Source organism: Xenorhabdus sp. SGI240, assembly GCF_040081915.1.
GTDB lineage: Bacteria > Pseudomonadota > Gammaproteobacteria > Enterobacterales > Enterobacteriaceae > Xenorhabdus > Xenorhabdus bakwenae.
On sequence record NZ_JBEBMB010000001.1, the window covers coordinates 85,730 to 102,666 of the forward strand.

Sequence of the window (16,937 nt, forward strand, 5' to 3'; positions counted from 1 at the left end):
AGCTGGCTCCTATTCATCCTGATGAGGGAATAACGTGTTGTCGATTAAGTCGCACAGGCAGTTGATTGTCAACATATGAACTTCCTGGATCCTGACGCTGTGATGTGAAGGAATACGTATCTCAACATCCTGAGGGCCTAGTAAACCCGCTAATTCACCGCCATCGTAACCTGTCAGCGCGACGATTGTCATATCACGGGTCACAGCGGCTTCCACCGCTTTGATAATATCCCGGCTGTTTCCATGTGTAGAAATAGCCAAGAGGACATCCCCTGGTTGTCCCAGTGCCCTGACTTGTTTGGCATAGATTTCATCAGGCTGTTTACTGTTGGCAATCGCAGTGATCACCACATTGTCAGTATTCAGTGACAGAGCTGGCAGACTTGGCCTATCTGTTTCAAATCGATTGATCATGCTGGCGGTAAAACGCTGCGCCGTTGCAGCAGAGCCACCATTACCACAGCAAAGAATTTTGTTGCCGTTCAGTAGTGATTGAACCATCATCATCGCGGCGCGCGATATTGCGTCAGGTAATGCTTCTGCTGCCGCGATCTGAGTTTGAATACTTTCAGTAAAGCAGACTTTAATTCTATCCAGCACGTTATGACCTATGTATATTGGAATTATTTATTTAGTGAGAAAATTGAGAATCTATTAAAATGGGCTCTCATTCAGGTTGAAGGCATTTTTCAGCCATTCAAATTTCTGTCCTGTTATTGCACAAACATCGAAACGGCAGGATGCCGTTTCCAGACATTCATTGCGTTGAGACAGCCAGACAGCAGCCGTATATAATATCTTTCTACGCTTACTTTGAGTAATTGTAGCAATGGCATCACCATATTGTGCATTTTTGCGGAAACGGACTTCAACGAATATCCATGTATGCCTGTCACGCATAATCAGATCGATTTCCCCGCCCCGAATTTTCACATTCTCAGCAACAAAGACAAGCCCCTGTTTTTGCAAAAACAGTTTAGCCTGCTGTTCATAATGGTGCCCCAGCGCGTAGTGATTGCCTGTTGGTTTTTTCATCCTGAAATGACCACGATGCCTGTAATCACAGAGAACCATGCACTGCATTGGAATCAGTGTTATTGCTGCTCTCTATATTATTGGTATTTCCTGCGTTATCGAGACCTTTTGTGTTATTTATATTTTCGGTGTTATTGGTATTTTCGAGGCTTATGCGACCATTATTGAATTGCATCCAGGGCAATTGACGCAAGATAGTGCAGTTATCCGTCACGGATAGTTCTCCCGAAGCGCCGTTCAGGTGAAACCCCATTTCTTGTTGCATTTGCGTAAATTGATTGGCTAGCGACCATGCATCAATTCCCATAGCATAGAGACGCATCAGGGAATAATCATTGGTGAATTTTTTGGCTGCTTGCTGCATTAAGGGCACGTTTGTGCCGGTCAGCAACGGGATGTCACTAAACTGCATGCCATCCATTTCCAGACGAAAATCAGGGCCTGAATCTGATTTATTACTGCGTGAGCTGGCATAAAGAGCTGGCTTTTTACGGGAACTGATCGCCATATCGAGCATGGGCTTGATCGTGGTCAGTTCGCTTGTGGTTGCAACAATATAAACGGCATCGACAGGCTCTGTGGCAGAATTTGTGGACACAACCGGTGTACCTGACAAGCGAATGCCGATACCACGATTCATGGATTTCCTCATTTCATCCAGCGTGCCAAAAGATTGCTGCAATACCGTATGACCGCCCAGTTTTTGCCATTCTTGTGCAAAAGCTTTTGCAACCCGTGAGCCTAATTCAGTGCGGGGTATCAACACCAAAGGGCTGTGTTTTTGCTGCTGCCAGAGATGCATGGCCGCATTTTTTGCCTCATCTTCTGGGGAGAGTGAGAAATAACAGATATTCGGGCGTCTTTGTGGCATATCGAGTTCATTGAGCGCCAGAATATTCAGTGGCGTTTCAATTTGAGCCAATTGTTCCACATTCGGTTTCAGTAATGGCCCAACCACCAGAGTGACACCATCTTGTTTAGCCTGTTCCAGCAGTTCGGTAAGAGGCTGGCTGTTGGTATCATAGATTTTTACGGTCAGATCATTAACAGGCACATCATTTATCACACCCATATCTGGTTCAGTTGTGACAACATCAGTATTCCCTGAATTTGCAGCGCTGGCATTTGCCGGCAATGGTGATTCTGGTAATGGTGGCTTTGGTAGCCCTTTTTGAGCATCAAGGAAACCCTGACGGATGGCATCCCCAAATATTTTGGCCTGGCCGCTCAATGGCAGAAATAACCCCATTGTGGCATGGCTGTTTTTAGTTTCCTGCAACATTTGTTGCAGGGCTGTGGGTAAACTGTGTGCAGCGGGGTTGTCTGGATAACGGATTTGCCAATCGTGAATAGCGAGTCGCAGTTTATCGAGATCCTGTTTATTGGTCTGATAGGTATTGAGCAAATCAAGCCAGCCCTGCAACGTATACTCATTGGCATTAATCACCAATTCACTCATTTGCTGTGGAGAAAGTTGCGTCAGTAATTGCCAGGTCTCATCAAGGTTTTTCTGGCGGGTAGCTTCATCTGTTGCGTAAGATCCCAATACGATGTAAGCACGGATCACATCCAACGATGGTTGATTGTGTGCTGCGTCAATAATGGCTTGATAGCGGTTAATCTCTGCGCTGATCTTATCCTGAGGCTTAGAAGTTGGTTGCCCTTGCCGTTCGGGCATGGTACACCCTGCAATAATCATAGTTGACAGCAGTGCTGTATAGATTAAACCAGTTTTTAAACGCACAAAAATTGAGGGAAGCATACTGTATCCAGTGATGTTTTTTTCAAAGATGCTCAATCTTAAATCGGTCATTCGGATGAAACAATGAATCAAACCAATCGAGCAGTGGTTACGACATCCACGCTATATGTTGTGCCAACCCCTATTGGAAATCTGGGGGATATTACTCAGCGTGCTCTTGAAGTTCTTAAACATGTCGATCTGATTGCAGCCGAAGATACGCGACACACGGGCTTGTTGCTTCAACATTTTGCCATTAATGCGCGCATGTTCGCACTTCATGATCATAATGAACAGCAAAAAGCAGATCAATTGCTGACGAAACTTGAACAAGGAACGAGCATCGCATTGGTATCTGATGCCGGTACGCCGTTGATTAACGATCCGGGTTATCATCTGGTTCGTCGTTGCCGTGAAGCCGGTATCAATGTAGTTCCACTACCTGGCCCTTGTGCGGCAATTACAGCACTGTCTGCTGCTGGCCTGCCTTCAGATCGTTTTTGTTATGAAGGCTTCTTGCCGGCTAAAAGTAAGGGACGCCAGGATACTTTGCGTGAATTAGGGCAAGAGCCGCGTACGCTGATTTTCTACGAATCGACACATCGTCTGTTGGACAGTTTAGAAGATATTGTGAAAGTATGGGGAGCCGATCGTTATATCGTGTTGGCACGAGAATTAACCAAAACGTGGGAATCGATTCAAGGAATGCCCGCTGGTGAGCTTCTGGCATGGGTCAAGGAAGATGAAACCCGTCGCCGCGGAGAAATGGTTCTGATTGTGGAAGGATATCGTAAGCCCGCCGAGGATAGCTTGCCACAGGAAGCCTTGCGGACATTGGCATTGCTGCAAAAAGAGCTGCCATTGAAAAAGGCGGCGGCATTGGCGGCAGAGATCCACGGTGTGAAAAAAAATGCCTTATATCGTTATTCACTCGATCAAAACACGACCTTGGGACAAATTGAAGAAGATGCGTGAAAACCCTATACATTGGCTATTAAACCTCTTATAATCCGCGCCGGAGTTGACCAGACAGTCGCTGCTTTACCGCTCTTTTGGGAGCAGTAAAGGGGAGGAAAGTCCGGGCTCCATAGGGCAGGGTGCCAGATAACGTCTGGGAGGTGAAAGCCTACGACTAGTGCAACAGAGAGCAAACCGCCGATGGCCCAGCTTTGTTTGTAAAAGCAATTTTGGGATCAGGTAAGGGTGAAAGGGTGCGGTAAGAGCGCACCGCGCGACTGGCAACAGTTCGTGGCACGGTAAACTCCACCCGGAGCAAGACCAAATAGGGGTTCGCATGGTACGGCCCGTACCGAACCCGGGTAGGTTGCTTGAGCCAGTGCGCAAGTGCTGGCCTAGATGAATGGCTGTCCAAGACAGAACCCGGCTTATCGGTCAACTTCACAGATTTTGCCCTATAGAGCAGATGCTTTATAGGGCTTTTTCTTTATAAACAAGGAGTTATTAGTCAGCCAAGTCAATCAGCAGGCCCCGAAATGGCGTCTCCGTTTGTAACATCACTTCCTGCTCTTCCTGAATAAATACGCCATCCCCACATTTAATCTTTACGTCCCTGCTTTGGTGGCCATTAATTATTGCATTACCACTGATGGATTGCAGGTAAGCATGTTGGCTACGTAAAGCCAAAATTTGGCTGTCACGGGGGTTAAGCTCGAGATAGCTTATCCACGTTTGCTGGCGCAGATGCATACTGTTATTTTCTGATGTAGGAGAAGCCAGTAAGGTAAGCGGCTTGTTTGGCAGAATTATATGCTGTAATGGCCGTGCTTCTTGCTGAGGACAGGCCTTTAGCCAGAGTTGCAGCCGTGTCAATGGGAGCGTGTCACTGGTATTGTGCTCACTGTAACGGATCCCTTGACGGGCAGAAAATAGCAAACAATCCCCTTGGCGTGCATGGAAGTGATTGCCTTCACTGTCTCGATATTGGGCTTCTCCGTGCAGGATAATATTCAGGACATCAACATGAGGGTAAGATTTGGGTTGGAATTCGGCTTTCGGCGCCAAAACTTCCTGATTAAGAACACGCAACGTCCTGTAGTTCAAAAATTTTGGGTCAAAATAGTGACCAAATGAAAACGTATAGCGAGCTTGTAACCAGCCATAATTGGCTTTTCCGCATTGATTTGCTGTTCTCGTTATTATCATGTTGTTATCTCTTTAACCATAGATCTATGACTGTCGATCTTAATTATCTGGACGTTGAAATGTTAGCCAGTTAATCTGGTGACTATATTCAAAATTCCTGATTGAGAAAAATATGGGTAAAGAACGTGCGCTTACTTTGGAATCCCTGCGGGTAATGGATGCGATAGACCGACGGGGAAGTTTTGCTGCGGCAGCGGATGAGTTGGGGCGAGTTCCTTCTGCACTGAGCTATACCATGCAGAAACTGGAAGAGGAATTGGACGTTGTGCTGTTTGATCGCTCTGGTCATCGCACGAAATTTACTAATGTTGGCCGGATGCTACTGGAGCGAGGGCGGTTACTGCTTGAAGCTGCGGATAAATTGACCGCAGATGCAGAAGCGCTCGCCCGTGGTTGGGAAACTCACCTGACGATTGTGTGTGAAGCGTTGTTCCCAATGGCATCGCTGTTTCCGCTTGTGGATAAATTAGCGTCTAAATCGAATACGCAACTTTCGTTAATGACGGAAGTCTTAGCTGGTGCGTGGGAACGTCTGGAAACAGGATATGCTGATATTGTGATTGCGCCTGATCTGCATTTCAGGGCTTCTGCCGAAGTGAATTCGCGGGTACTTTATTCTATTAATAATGTCTATGTTGCCAGTGCGGATCACCCTATCCATCATGAACCCGAACCATTGTCTGATGCCACACGCGTGAAATATCGTGGAATAGCTGTCGCTGATACAGCAAGAGAGCGTCCGGTGTTGACGGTTAAATTATTGGATAAACAACCGCGCTTGACGGTGAGTTCACTGGAAGATAAACGTCGGGCACTTTTGGCAGGACTAGGAGTGGCAACCATGCCATACCCTATGGTGGAACAAGATATTGCCGAAGGTCATTTGCGGGTTATTGGTTCGGAATACAGCCATGAAACCAACATTATCATGGCATGGCGGCGTGATAGTATGGGCGAAGCTAAGTCCTGGTGCTTGCGTGAAATTCCTAAATTGTTTGCGAAGCAAAGACATGCGTGAAAATACAATTAAGATGTATACACCAAGATAATAAAGCGAATGCAGCAAATATCATAAAGCCCCTTGCTGCGAATACACAGGAAGGGGCTATAAAAAGAAAGGGAAATGCGCTGTTTTTTCGATTACCAATTTTTCTTCATTACATGGTCAATACTGAATCTTCCTGGTCCCATCATAGCCAGCAGCAGGTAACCTGAGCTGATTGAGAAGTTTTTCAGGAACATAGTCAGGTTCAGGTCATTTGAAAAATCGCTATGGAACAGGAGCGCGGTCAGAATACAGAAAATAAATATAAACACAGCCGTGGTGCGGGTCAACAGGCCTAATATCACAGCAAGCCCGCCCCCCAGTTCAAGCAAGATAGTCAGTGGCAATAGAATTCCTGGCACCTTCATGGCTTCCATAAATTCCTGCGTTCCTGCATAGGCATCACCCAGTTTTCCATATCCTGCGATAATGAAAAGCACGGATATTAAAATACGGGCAACCAACAGGCCAATATCTTCAAATTTTTTCATGATTGTCTCCACAAATACCGCAGGCCGCGATAAATAAACTGTCTGTTTAGCTTTTATTGTCTAAAAAATGGACTGAACAGCACGATTTGTTAATCATTATCTGATGGGAAGTATTCTACGGAGAGGTATTATTGGTTGATAGTAAGGAATATTAACTATTTTATGCAGTTTTTTTGAAAGAATTCGTTGGTATTAATTTTTGTATAGTGTGTTTCGGACGATTTTTATGATCCCGAAGATGTTGATTATACGACGTGACCAGTGATAAAACTGCCTGGGGTGGCGGAGTCCGTAAAGCAGGGCAAGGCCAGATCCAATGGCAACATAAGGCTTAAAAGTAATGAAGGTTTGCCAGCCTTTATCATAGGGTTGTGTCATTTTAAGCCAGTTCTGGCTATAAGTAGCAAGTAACTGTCGTTGTTGCTGGATCTCTTTTAATAGCTGTTGCTTGCGCAATTTTCGCTGACGATCCCCCGATTTACTCATGAGGATCATCCTCCAGCATTTTGCGGTCAACATGCAATTGTGTTCGAGTTGCGTTAAGAAAGGTCAGTTTTCGCGCCTTTTTTATTGTCCATATTGCACTAAATACGGCGAGGAGCAGTAACATTCCGGCAGTGATAGCTATTGCTGTTATTCGGTAGGCTGGATCGATAGCCCAGAATATCAGCACCAATAGGCACATCAGGCCAAAGCCTGCAAATAGTAATGTCAATCCTACCAGCAATAGCAGTTGTACCAGTGTTGCTGCTCCCTCTTCCAACTCAACGGCAACGAGTTGGATGCGAGTTTCAACTATGTGAACAGCAATGGCTGCTACTCGCCGTACCGTATCAAAGAACCCTTTTCCCGGGCCTTTCGGGTGAGGGGATTGGGTCATGTCAGCGCCTTGAAAGCAGAACGCCTAATACAACGCCAATGGCTGCACCTATACCGACACCGGTCCACGGATTTTCACGAACATAACTGTCTGCATGACCGGCAATTTCCTTGGTTTGACCTACCAGCCTATCACTAGCTTCACTGAGTGTAGTTCGTGCATTTTTCAGTGTTCTTTCTGCCTTGCTGCGTAGTTTTTCCAGTTCTGCTTTTGAATGGTCACCGGAGCTGTTGAGGACTTCTTCTAGCGTATCCGCAAGCGATTGTAATTCAGTACGTAGATCTTCAGAGCTTTTCTTTTGTGGCATTGCCTGTCTCCTTAAATATACGATGGATGAATTTCAAACATAGACGTTTTTATCAAGAGATGAAAGTATGAATAGATGAAAAATTATCACAATATATTGCGAATTAGCCTTAAATACCGTTTGAGAGGGCTAAGTGGAGAAGCTTAATCGACAAGGTTAGGAAAGTGGGAAAAGCAATGCCCTGTGGTATACGCGGCCATACCACAGGGAAATAAAGCGTTACGATAGCGTTTTATTAGTGCGCTTTTTGCGCCAAATGACAGTCAGGCTGCCAATTAAACCAATAAGTAATAGACCTACAGGTAACAGCAGCAAAAAACTCATCAGATATTCTTCATACTGGCGGAACAGCGGGCTTTTACCAAGGGCATAACCCAATGTTGTTAGAATAACCACCCATATGAACCCACTCAGCCAATTGAATATTTGAAAACGTCCATTTTTTAGCCCGGCAAGGCCTGCTAATGTTGGCAGTAATGTTCTGATAAACGCGAGAAAACGGCCTATCAGTAAGGCAGATAAGCCATGACGATGGAATAAGTTATGTGCGCGTTGATGATAATGTGCAGGAAGATGTGACAGCCAACCCTGAACTAATTTTGTATTGCCAAGCCATTTTCCCTGAAGATATCCTATCCAGCAGCCGAGGCTGGCTCCGGTGGTGAGAATGACTAATGTGACAGGGAAACTCATGGTTTCTTTTGCAATTAAAACACCGACTAATATGAGCAGGCTGTCGCCCGGTAAAAACGCCGCCGGTAATATCCCGTTTTCCAGAAACAGGATGGTAAATAGTAGTATATAGATTGCCCACACCAGCGACGGATTCGCCAATGTTTCGTAGTCTTGGTGCCAAAGTGCATAAATCAGGTCTGTTACAATTTCCATCAAATGTTCCTAAAACACGGATTAAGGATTACACCTTACTTTTATGGTGCATTTATGGTTAATTTCTATTAAATACATTGTAATCAAAAGTAATTAATATCAGTTGTCATAAAATAATCTCGAAATCCCTTCAAGATGGTATAAAGATCGATTGGCACACTTTAACAAAATCAGTAGTATCGAGACAGACAATTTTGGTAATGAATAGGGCTTTTTAGTTGTGAATAAATGGTTTTTTAGTCCAATACTATTTTATATAAATTGTTTTCATTATATTTATATCCGTCTCACCAAGGGACTCTTATGTTGTTATCGTCGAAGCATTGGAGCGTCCATATAATGGTGAATGAGGTGAGGAAATTATAAAGAAATGGGTATCCTTGCCCATAATGATGTCGGATAGATTTAAGCAAGCTCACCATAAAGTAAAATCAATCTTGCAAAACTTCTCCCAGCTTTTCATCTGCAACGTCAAAATATTGGCAACCTGACCAGATGCGTTTACTGCCAACGATGTAGACACGGCTTTGTGCGCGAGTAATAGCGACATTGAGTAGGTTCGGTTTCTCAGAGGCCCATTTTGCGGCACCTTGGGTCTTCTCCGAGAGTCCCAGAACAAAAATAACGTTTTTCTCTTCCTTACCCTGAAAAGTATGTACTGTGCCAATACGCTTGTTGACCCACTGATTTATACCTTCTACGCCACGAAGCTCTTTTTGCAGGAAAACCTTCAATTGGTTTTTGACTTGTTTAAACGGTGAAATGATATAGGTATCGGGTAACGTTTGATTGTTGTGCTGTAGCCAGGTTTTCAGCATAGTCAACACATGCTGCCCCTGAGCAGGAACATAATGCTTCCCTTCTGCCTCGCCAGAAACGTCAAACCAGCAGCTACTTCCCCACAGAAACTCATCTTGAGGCCAGAGTTGGTTTTTGCCGTGCAACATCTTGTTGTTATAGGCAATGACATTGGCGATGCTGAACATCGGTTCATTACAGCGTCGATGAACGCGAAGCGGACTACCAAGCCAGGTATCTTTCGAAATCTGCATGGTGCCATAAGGATTAACTCTATCCGCCAGATTTTGAACCGACTGGATGGTTGGAGACCAGTCCCGCCATGTTTCACCAAACTCTCTTTTTGCAATTGCTTCCACAAATATAGGGGGGATAGTGAACACTGGCTCAATCTGTAAAGGATCACCAACAACAACCGCACGTTTAGCGCGCCAGAGCGCACCAACTGCTTGCTGCGGTGTTGCCTGCCCAGCTTCATCAATGAATAACCAGCCGATATCACCAGCACTGAAAGCGCTAAATTGGCGCCCCACAGATGCAAATGTTGATGAAACCACGGGGACAATCATAAACAGCAGTCGCCATAGAGCCAGGCTTACCTTTCTGTTTTCAAATGAGTTATTGATGACAGACATTAAACAGTATAATACGTCCTTTAATTTACATTCTTTATAGACGGTCGCAAGCCATGCTTAGTGCAATTCCAGTGCTCTAACGGTCAGAAGACTGCGAGCCTCATTCAGGGCCTGATCGTGGCCAAATGCGGTTCGCTGAATATCTGGAGCTTCCATATCTGTTTCCAAAGAGGCAAACAGTACATCTGTGTATTTCTGCTTCAGCGGAGCATACCGCTGCTGTTCTGTATTTAGTGCAGTTGAGGCCTTTTGAAAGCGCTTTTCTTCCAGCTGGTAGCTGGTCTGAGAGGCCTCTAGCCTGCGACTCAGTCTTTCAGCAATTGCTTTTTCACGACAGATTTTTTTTATTCGCAATGTCCACCATGCTGGAGTACGAGCATGGCGTTTGGCTAAAAATGCGCTGAGCTGTAATTGGCGGAGGTTTAATTTTTCAATCTTTAATTGCAGTTTCTGGCAAGCATTCTGCTGGTCGCTTAAGGCTTCGAGGATCTTCAATTCATTAATAATATGCTCATATTGCTCCTGTGCCTGATTGAACGCTTTCTTCGCATTTGTGAAGGCTTTCTCAGGGCATTGATTGATTACAGCGAATAAATGGCGATAGGTGTCCGCAGGCGATGGCGCGATGGCACATTCGTGTTTTTTGGAGAAAACACGATCTCCGAAAATATTCCGATTTTCCTGCTTTCCCAGTGCGGCTGCGATAAGGCCCCAGCAATCGGTTTTCTCCGTTACCGTTACTCGCCAGCACGATTGTTAATGCGTTCAACCATCCTTCGGTACTGTTCCCGTGGCTCGTGTTTGTGAAGAATACATCCATTCACAACTGATTGAAGAAATTCGGGAATAAACGGGGGAAATATAAGGCCTCGCGTCGTCTTGCGGATTGCAACTTGACGTTTATCGAGTATATAAGTTAGTTAATCAAATAAATAATCACATTAAGATACACAAGATTTCGCGGTTATCCCTTCATTTATTATAATGAAAACTTGACCTTATTTTTCTTTGAAGATATAAATATTGACTGAAAATAATCAAAATTATGATATTAATAAAGGTTTTGCGATGGGGGCATAAATATGTCAACGCTGATTCATTGTAATAAAGTTAACTTTAGCATTAATTCAAAGCCATTATTCAGCAATCTCTCCATAACGATTAAAGAAAATGACAAAATTGCTTTAGTTGGTTATAACGGCACGGGAAAAACTCATTTACTTAAGCTACTAGCGGGTATTGAAAAGCCGGATGATGGGGTAATTGAATATGCTAATGGTTTGAGATTGGAGATGGTTTCTCAATTTATTGATGACGCATTGCTTGAGATGACCTTATTTGAATCTATTTCCCAGAAAGTAAAACAAATAGATGAATATGGTGATTACAAAGCGGTATCCATGCTTTATGATTTTGGTTTTCAGAATACTGATTTTAAGACAAAAGTTATTGATCTCAGTGGTGGGCAAAAAACAAAATTGATGTTTGCCATGAGTGCGATTGCAGAACCCGATATTATTTTATTTGACGAACCCAGTAACCATTTGGATGCCAATACCCTGAAATTTTTCGAGGATTTCTTTAATAGCAGCCTAAAGAGCGCGTTTATTATCGTTTCCCACGACCGAAACTTTCTGGATAACGTCACCAACCAGACGATTTTCTTGCGTGACCAACAATTGACGTCGTTTTCCCTGCCATTCAGCCCGGCATTGACTGCTTTGCAGGAAAAAGATAAAGCGGATGCATTACGTTTGAAAGCGGAAGAAAAGAACATTCAGCGTATACAGGAAAGTGCCAAGCGTTTGGCATTGTGGGGAAAAATCCACGATAACGAAAAGTTTGCCAGAAAAGCCAAATCGATGGAAAAACGGGCAGAAAAACTTGAAAAGGATAAAACCAAAATAACCGAAGGGGAAATCTACCGATTATCATTGGATGCCGACTCAGTTAAATCGAAAAATATGCTGCAAATTGGGGAAGAATGGATTGGCTATCACCAGGATGGGCAGTTTAATCCGTTATTTTCAATTAATAATGGCTTGTATATCCGGCCGGGCGATAGAATCGCCTTATTAGGTGATAATGGCGTGGGGAAATCCACCCTGATTCATACGCTTGTTGAGTCCTATAATAATGCCAGAAATATCTTTTCCCCGCAGTGTAATATGGGGTATCTCGATCAGGAATTGGAAAAAATCCCGCTAAACGAATCGATCTTTGATGCTGTCAGAAATAACACGCCGAATATCGATGATATCACCTGTAAACAGCAACTGATTGCGACAGGCTTTAAATATGCTGATTTTAACCAATTGGTGGGGCGATTAAGTGGTGGTGAACGTTCCCGATTAATGTTTTTGATCTTGAAACTGAATAAGCACAATTTCCTGATCCTCGATGAGCCAACAAACCACCTGGATATTTTTGGCAAAATGGAGCTGGAGAATGAATTGATTAATAACGGGATGACGATATTAATCACTTCGCATGATAGGGCGTTTATCGATAACATCGCTAATCGTTTTTGGCTGATTAAAAATGGCAAACTGGAAGAGGTCACATCCAGTGAGGGGTATTATCAGTTCCTGAATAAAAAAGTGATCCCTTATCAAAAAGCAGTGGTTAAGGATCAGGAAAGCACTTCTGATGGTTTGAAAGTATTAACGGATGAGGAAGAGATCCTGCAACGCATTGTGGTATTGGAGCAAAATCTGACGCAGGATTTGGCCAGGAAACCGAGGCACCAGAAGCCCAAAAATCAGGAGAGCTGGAGAAATGAAATTCAGAAGTTGTATGAAATGCTGGGATAAATGACGAAATAATAAAATACGATGCTTTGCAGGCTACCCACGTTTCAGGCTTTTACTTGGCGTCTCACCATAGTGGGCTTTATATTCTGCGCTAAAGCGTCCCATATGGGCGAATCCCCAACGCAGAGCGACGCCTGTGACGCTGGTGGCTTCTCCCGCTAATAGTTCTGTGCGTACATGTTCCATACGCAGGTCACGTAAATACTGCATCGGGCTGATATTCAGAAACTCCTTAAAGCCGGAATAGGGGCTGCGCAGGCTGACGGCTGCCACCTGAGCGAGCTGTTCTACGGTTTTGGGTTGAGAATGGAAGCCAGATTAGGGGGGGAGTCGAGGTACTGATCACCGCTTTCAATACCCGCACAGCCCGCCAGCGGCATCTGGATGAGAAAGAACGAATCCAATTCTCCTGGGGTGATTTCAACGCAGGCACCGTAACGTAATCGGCTCATGGAAATACCCCCAAGTGGAATATAGTGCATTTGGGCGTCCACGATAGTTAGCTGATGAGGCTGGATGACCCGTCCGACCATAGATTTAACTTCATCAAGATCGTTGGATGAAAAAAGTAAATGCTTTGGGGAATTGAGATGCTCCCCGATTTTGGTCACTGCATATTTAGGATCTGAACAGTCTGAAGCTGAATATCTTGATTCAGCTCTTCGAGAGTCCTATATCCACCTGCTGCACGCTTTATCCAAACACTGCACAGGGGATATAGGGTGGCAGGAGAAGAAATTATGAATGTAATGGGCACCGTGGTAACGACGGATAATTAGCCCTATCACAATCGGGTAATTCCACAAATCTACGTACAGGCTCTATTTATTCAATAACAACTGTTTCTCATCTTCCCGTTGGGCATTTTCCGCCAGCCTTTTAAAATCTTTCACTGTCCAATATGGCTTTGGAACAGGCAGGTTTTTCATTTCATGGGTTGACCATAGCTGAAATTCCGCCAGTTTCTCTAATGAGAAATGCTGATAATGCTCAGGCAGAGACAGGCGCAGGGCAAGGTGCTCTTTACCGAAAGGCATTAATGGGGAGCGGTTGTCCTGGATATCATAATTCCGATGCAGTACTAAAAACTTCTCAGGAATGCGTCGATAACTGTTCCACCATAAACCATCTATGCTATCAAATATCTCCTTTGTGCCTGACCTGGAATAATCCCCGAGTTCATGCAAAGCCATCGGTAAGATCTTATCCACTGAGGTTGAGAACTGTGTCACAGAAGACGCGTGACCTGTCAGAATCAGTGTTAATGCTAATCTTGCTCCCAACAGGTTTGAATAGAGATCTTCCGGGGAAAAAGCCGAAATTTCCTCCGAAAACCCGGGGACTGATTGATAGCCATACCATTGCGCTATTTCATGCCAGGCGGCAAGCTGAAAAGCGAGTCTGGCAGCCAAATAGGCACTGAGTGTATAGCGTTCGGCAGGATCTTGCGGTGGCGTAAAAGCAAAAAAGTGAATTTTACGCGCGGCAAGTTCATTGTTCAGGGTTAATTGCCACTCTTGACCAAGATGAGCGTAAATCTGGCTAAACAGATAAAGCGTATAATCTGCGGTATCCCTGACATGGGAGATATCAATAAACCCTCCCTTGTGAGTATAGAGCAGACCCACTTTTTCATTGCTTACCCCCAGTAAGGCGGCACTGGCACCGATAACACTGTTATTATAGTGATGCTCACCCAATTTTTTGGCTTCTACAATATTGTCGATGTCGTAGAAGGGAATGGGAATATTCCAGAGTTGGGCTTTTAGGTTATAGCCGAAGGCACAGCAAGCCCTTAAACCTTCTGGCGGGGCAATGGGAGGTAATGCATTCCAATCTTGCTGTGATTGTTCATAGGTATCACTGACAAGGACAGGTTCTACCGGATCAACAGATTGTGGCTGGTTTTGGCATGCCATCAGTAAAAAACAGAGGCAGAGTGTAACGAATAATCTCAAAACGCTTCCCCAACCTGAAAATAGAACCCGGTACTGTCCTTACCGACACCAAAATCTAATCTGACATTCATGCGTGGTTTAAACTCGAAACGATAGCCAACACCAATAGAAGGAAGCCAATGCTTGGTTCCCAACCGTGAAGGGGTATCTCCCAACGTGCCGGTGCCTATCCAACCGACCACACCGTGGCGCCAGTCAAGTTTATGCCGTAACTCTAACTGTGTTGTGAAGATATTATTGTCACGATAACGTCCTTCATAATACCCGCGCATCCGCTGGCCGTTACCCAGCAGGGATAGCTGATTCCACGGTACATCACCTGCGCTGAAACGGGCATAGTTATCAAAGGCCAGGACTGTCTTTTCAGATAACGGGTAATAGGTCGAGAATTGAAGCTGTGTGGTATGGAAACGGTGATCACTGCCTAATTCTGGGGAAAAATAGCTATAAATGATCTCAAATGCCTGTCCGTGCCGAGCATTGGGCAAAAAATCCCGCGTATCATAACTGAAATGGGCACTGACACCGGAACTTATCACAGAGCGACCCCCGACGGACTGGGCAAAATACCGTTTTGCTCCGATATCGGGATCACTGGCATTGACGGAAGATAAATTCCAGCCTAATCCCACATAGGTGGCTTCAGTGATGCGATAGAGAAGCCGTGGATGAATCGCAAACTCCTGAGAACGGTACTTCTCTTTGTTGCTGTCATTTTTACCAGCACGATAACCTTGACCCCAATAGTAAGTTGGGGTGTTATTCAGTGTACCGGAAACAAATAACCGCCATTGGTCACTGGCAAGAAAATTGTAATTGGTAAAGTTCAGGCCAAACGCGCCGGTAGATGAACCAAAGCCACTGAGTCCCAATGAAGAAGTCTGGCTGGTGTGGTCTGAATGGTCAGGACGGTACAGACCGACCACAGCCACACCAATCCCCATACCCATTTCAGGGGTGTAGAAAGGACCGGGCAATACGCCCCAGTCAATTTTTTTGCGCTCATCAAAATGGTTGCTGCCGCCTAATTCGTTTAACCAACCATCCATTTTTTGCCGATCAGGCAGGATATCAGCGTGTGCGGATGAAAGGGTAAAAATAAGCAGGCTGGAAATAACCAGTCTTTTCAGTGTTGCAAGGTCAAACATTAAAAACGGAACTCACCGGAGATAAAGAAGCTGTTTCTGTTACCAAAACCGACTTCTGACAGGATATTGAAATTACGGGTAATTTCAAAGCGTGCACCCACGGTATTGTTCCATTTATGGGCAAGGTGTTGTTTGACGTCGAATTTGATATCTGTATAGTCTTTAATCATATTAAATAGTGCGAGTTCAGGTGGTAAATTTAGTTTGCTGACATCCCCCTTAAAGCGTTGAGTAATGTCTTGATACATAGCACCGAACCAGACTTGAACTTTGGTATTTCCTTGTCCAGTTATCAAAGGGGTAAAAACGAATTCATAACCGAGCCGCGGCGTGATAACTAGTGCACTAATATCTCCGTCCAAAATATCCAGATTGGTACGGGTATAGTTCGCATCTAATGTGGCAAAAAATTGGTTATAACCGCCAGCAAGGGTTGCACCACCACCAAAGGTTTTCCCTTTGAAATTTAGCTCAAAAGGTAAGTTTTCCCACGATGGTTCGTCAGGTGAAGACCCTGGTATATAAATGCTATCCAGATTGGTTTTTGAAGTCCCTTTAGTTTTTCCATATACACCATAAACATTTAAGAAAGGTAAGATCCAGGAATCCAATTTAAGCATATGTGTTTCGCTTTTCCCTCGGGTATCACCAGCATTAACAATAGTCTGGCTTTCCCAAGGTTTGAACAGCGGATTGGTGAATCTGAATTTAATGCTATCTACAACAACATCCTGACGCAGATTCATATAACTATAACTAGCACCAAACGGTTCAGGCAGGTCGTAGCCTTTGGCGCGTGCTGCATCGCCCCAAATTGGCAGAATACGAGATTCAGACTTGGTAGTGCGGGATAAGCTACCGTCACGGTTCACCTGTGGAGCGCCAGATTCTGACACCGTTAATGAAAAAAGTGGGCGATCACTATCTGCATAACCATAGGAGGTCGCCAGACATAGCGTCGCTGCTAACAATTTGCGCGTGTTAGTTAAGTTCATAAGTAAATTTGCTTCCTATTTTTGGTGTTTTTATGTGTGC

General features: G+C 44.5%; 19 protein-coding genes and 1 other RNA gene. 4 read left to right on the forward strand and 16 right to left on the reverse strand.

The window, feature by feature from the left end; genetic code table 11:
• Positions 1-9: 9 nt before the first annotated feature.
• From diaA to ABLA76_RS00360, 3 genes are read right to left on the reverse strand one after another with little or no spacing between them, the layout of a single operon-like run.
• The gene (gene diaA, locus ABLA76_RS00350; RefSeq protein WP_047768800.1) at positions 10-600 is read right to left on the reverse strand and encodes a DnaA initiator-associating protein DiaA; all 591 of its coding nucleotides are present in this window, start codon (positions 598-600) and stop codon (positions 10-12) included.
• Positions 601-654: 54 nt separating this feature from the next.
• Positions 655-1,035: a YraN family protein gene (locus ABLA76_RS00355; protein ID WP_348986423.1), complete on the reverse strand. Its 381-nt coding sequence runs from the start codon at positions 1,033-1,035 to the stop codon at positions 655-657.
• A 25-nt stretch (positions 1,036-1,060) separates the two neighbouring features.
• Positions 1,061-2,797, reverse strand: coding sequence for a penicillin-binding protein activator (locus tag ABLA76_RS00360; protein ID WP_348986424.1), 1,737 nt, complete (start codon positions 2,795-2,797; stop codon positions 1,061-1,063).
• 63 nt (positions 2,798-2,860) lie between these two features.
• Here ABLA76_RS00360 and rsmI point away from each other — a divergent pair, with 63 nt between their 5' ends.
• Complete coding sequence (rsmI, locus tag ABLA76_RS00365; RefSeq protein ID WP_348986425.1) at positions 2,861-3,751, forward strand: 16S rRNA (cytidine(1402)-2'-O)-methyltransferase; 891 nt, start codon at positions 2,861-2,863, stop codon at positions 3,749-3,751.
• 42 nt (positions 3,752-3,793) lie between these two features.
• Positions 3,794-4,180: RNase P RNA component class A (gene rnpB, locus ABLA76_RS00370), an RNA gene on the forward strand.
• A gap of 57 nt (positions 4,181-4,237) precedes the next feature.
• Here rnpB and ABLA76_RS00375 read toward each other — a convergent pair.
• On the reverse strand, positions 4,238-4,939 hold the full coding sequence (locus tag ABLA76_RS00375) for a pirin family protein (protein WP_348986426.1): 702 nt from the start codon (positions 4,937-4,939) through the stop codon (positions 4,238-4,240).
• 112 nt (positions 4,940-5,051) lie between these two features.
• On the opposite strand from ABLA76_RS00375, the gene ABLA76_RS00380 reads away from it, so the two are divergent.
• Positions 5,052-5,957, forward strand: a complete 906-nt coding sequence (locus tag ABLA76_RS00380) for a LysR family transcriptional regulator (RefSeq protein ID WP_348986427.1) — start codon at positions 5,052-5,054, stop codon at positions 5,955-5,957.
• A 122-nt stretch (positions 5,958-6,079) separates the two neighbouring features.
• Here the strand turns inward: ABLA76_RS00380 and ABLA76_RS00385 are convergent, their stop codons facing one another.
• From ABLA76_RS00385 to ABLA76_RS00415, 7 genes are all read right to left on the reverse strand, one after another.
• Entirely contained in the window at positions 6,080-6,475 is a 396-nt protein-coding gene (locus tag ABLA76_RS00385; RefSeq protein ID WP_348986428.1) for a DoxX family protein, read from the reverse strand.
• Between the two features lie 192 nt (positions 6,476-6,667).
• A complete protein-coding gene (locus ABLA76_RS00390; RefSeq protein WP_348986429.1) occupies positions 6,668-6,961 on the reverse strand; it encodes a YqjK-like family protein in 294 nt (97 codons plus the stop codon).
• Entirely contained in the window at positions 6,954-7,355 is a 402-nt protein-coding gene (locus tag ABLA76_RS00395) for a phage holin family protein (protein WP_047768814.1), read from the reverse strand. The genes ABLA76_RS00390 and ABLA76_RS00395 overlap by 8 nt, the downstream gene beginning before the upstream one ends.
• Position 7,356: 1 nt before the next feature.
• Positions 7,357-7,662, reverse strand: coding sequence for a YqjD family protein (locus tag ABLA76_RS00400; protein ID WP_047768817.1), 306 nt, complete (start codon positions 7,660-7,662; stop codon positions 7,357-7,359).
• 219 nt (positions 7,663-7,881) lie between these two features.
• Positions 7,882-8,550: a DedA family protein gene (locus ABLA76_RS00405; protein ID WP_348986430.1), complete on the reverse strand. Its 669-nt coding sequence runs from the start codon at positions 8,548-8,550 to the stop codon at positions 7,882-7,884.
• Positions 8,551-8,981: 431 nt separating this feature from the next.
• Positions 8,982-9,983 carry a DEAD/DEAH box helicase gene (locus ABLA76_RS00410; protein ID WP_348986431.1) on the reverse strand — a complete coding sequence of 334 codons (1,002 nt, stop codon included), beginning with the start codon at positions 9,981-9,983 and terminating at the stop codon, positions 8,982-8,984.
• A gap of 57 nt (positions 9,984-10,040) precedes the next feature.
• Positions 10,041-10,478: a hypothetical protein gene (locus ABLA76_RS00415; protein WP_348986432.1), complete on the reverse strand. Its 438-nt coding sequence runs from the start codon at positions 10,476-10,478 to the stop codon at positions 10,041-10,043.
• A gap of 587 nt (positions 10,479-11,065) precedes the next feature.
• Between ABLA76_RS00415 and ABLA76_RS00420 the strand changes: the two genes are divergently transcribed.
• A complete protein-coding gene (locus ABLA76_RS00420) occupies positions 11,066-12,796 on the forward strand; it encodes an ABC-F family ATP-binding cassette domain-containing protein (protein ID WP_348986433.1) in 1,731 nt (576 codons plus the stop codon).
• Between the two features lie 33 nt (positions 12,797-12,829).
• Here ABLA76_RS00420 and ABLA76_RS00425 read toward each other — a convergent pair whose 3' ends face one another.
• The 5 genes from ABLA76_RS00425 to ABLA76_RS00445 form a co-directional block, all read right to left on the reverse strand.
• On the reverse strand, positions 12,830-13,069 hold the full coding sequence (locus tag ABLA76_RS00425; RefSeq protein ID WP_348986434.1) for a helix-turn-helix domain-containing protein: 240 nt from the start codon (positions 13,067-13,069) through the stop codon (positions 12,830-12,832).
• Between the two features lie 14 nt (positions 13,070-13,083).
• Positions 13,084-13,329, reverse strand: coding sequence for a hypothetical protein (locus tag ABLA76_RS00430; protein ID WP_348986435.1), 246 nt, complete (start codon positions 13,327-13,329; stop codon positions 13,084-13,086).
• Positions 13,330-13,617: 288 nt separating this feature from the next.
• Positions 13,618-14,715: a DUF4056 domain-containing protein gene (locus tag ABLA76_RS00435; RefSeq protein WP_348986454.1), complete on the reverse strand. Its 1,098-nt coding sequence runs from the start codon at positions 14,713-14,715 to the stop codon at positions 13,618-13,620.
• Between the two features lie 35 nt (positions 14,716-14,750).
• Positions 14,751-15,902, reverse strand: coding sequence for a BamA/TamA family outer membrane protein (locus ABLA76_RS00440; RefSeq protein ID WP_348986436.1), 1,152 nt, complete (start codon positions 15,900-15,902; stop codon positions 14,751-14,753).
• Positions 15,902-16,897, reverse strand: a complete 996-nt coding sequence (locus ABLA76_RS00445; RefSeq protein WP_348986437.1) for a hypothetical protein — start codon at positions 16,895-16,897, stop codon at positions 15,902-15,904. The genes ABLA76_RS00440 and ABLA76_RS00445 overlap by 1 nt, the downstream gene beginning before the upstream one ends.
• Positions 16,898-16,937 lie beyond the last annotated feature (40 nt).

Coding starts and splice junctions, on each gene's coding strand:
- ABLA76_RS00430 (WP_348986435.1), bottom strand. CDS start 13,329: ATGGTCGGACGGGTCATCCAGCCTCATCAGCTAACTATCGTGGACGCC.
- ABLA76_RS00400 (WP_047768817.1), bottom strand. CDS start 7,662: ATGCCACAAAAGAAAAGCTCTGAAGATCTACGTACTGAATTACAATCG.
- ABLA76_RS00440 (WP_348986436.1), bottom strand. CDS start 15,902: ATGTTTGACCTTGCAACACTGAAAAGACTGGTTATTTCCAGCCTGCTT.
- ABLA76_RS00445 (WP_348986437.1), bottom strand. CDS start 16,897: ATGAACTTAACTAACACGCGCAAATTGTTAGCAGCGACGCTATGTCTG.
- ABLA76_RS00390 (WP_348986429.1), bottom strand. CDS start 6,961: ATGAGTAAATCGGGGGATCGTCAGCGAAAATTGCGCAAGCAACAGCTA.
- ABLA76_RS00435 (WP_348986454.1), bottom strand. CDS start 14,715: ATGGCATGCCAAAACCAGCCACAATCTGTTGATCCGGTAGAACCTGTC.
- ABLA76_RS00405 (WP_348986430.1), bottom strand. CDS start 8,550: ATGGAAATTGTAACAGACCTGATTTATGCACTTTGGCACCAAGACTAC.
- ABLA76_RS00380 (WP_348986427.1), top strand. CDS start 5,052: ATGGGTAAAGAACGTGCGCTTACTTTGGAATCCCTGCGGGTAATGGAT.
- ABLA76_RS00355 (WP_348986423.1), bottom strand. CDS start 1,035: ATGAAAAAACCAACAGGCAATCACTACGCGCTGGGGCACCATTATGAA.
- ABLA76_RS00410 (WP_348986431.1), bottom strand. CDS start 9,983: ATGTCTGTCATCAATAACTCATTTGAAAACAGAAAGGTAAGCCTGGCT.
- rsmI (WP_348986425.1), top strand. CDS start 2,861: ATGAATCAAACCAATCGAGCAGTGGTTACGACATCCACGCTATATGTT.
- ABLA76_RS00420 (WP_348986433.1), top strand. CDS start 11,066: ATGTCAACGCTGATTCATTGTAATAAAGTTAACTTTAGCATTAATTCA.
- ABLA76_RS00360 (WP_348986424.1), bottom strand. CDS start 2,797: ATGCTTCCCTCAATTTTTGTGCGTTTAAAAACTGGTTTAATCTATACA.
- ABLA76_RS00385 (WP_348986428.1), bottom strand. CDS start 6,475: ATGAAAAAATTTGAAGATATTGGCCTGTTGGTTGCCCGTATTTTAATA.
- ABLA76_RS00395 (WP_047768814.1), bottom strand. CDS start 7,355: ATGACCCAATCCCCTCACCCGAAAGGCCCGGGAAAAGGGTTCTTTGAT.
- ABLA76_RS00375 (WP_348986426.1), bottom strand. CDS start 4,939: ATGATAATAACGAGAACAGCAAATCAATGCGGAAAAGCCAATTATGGC.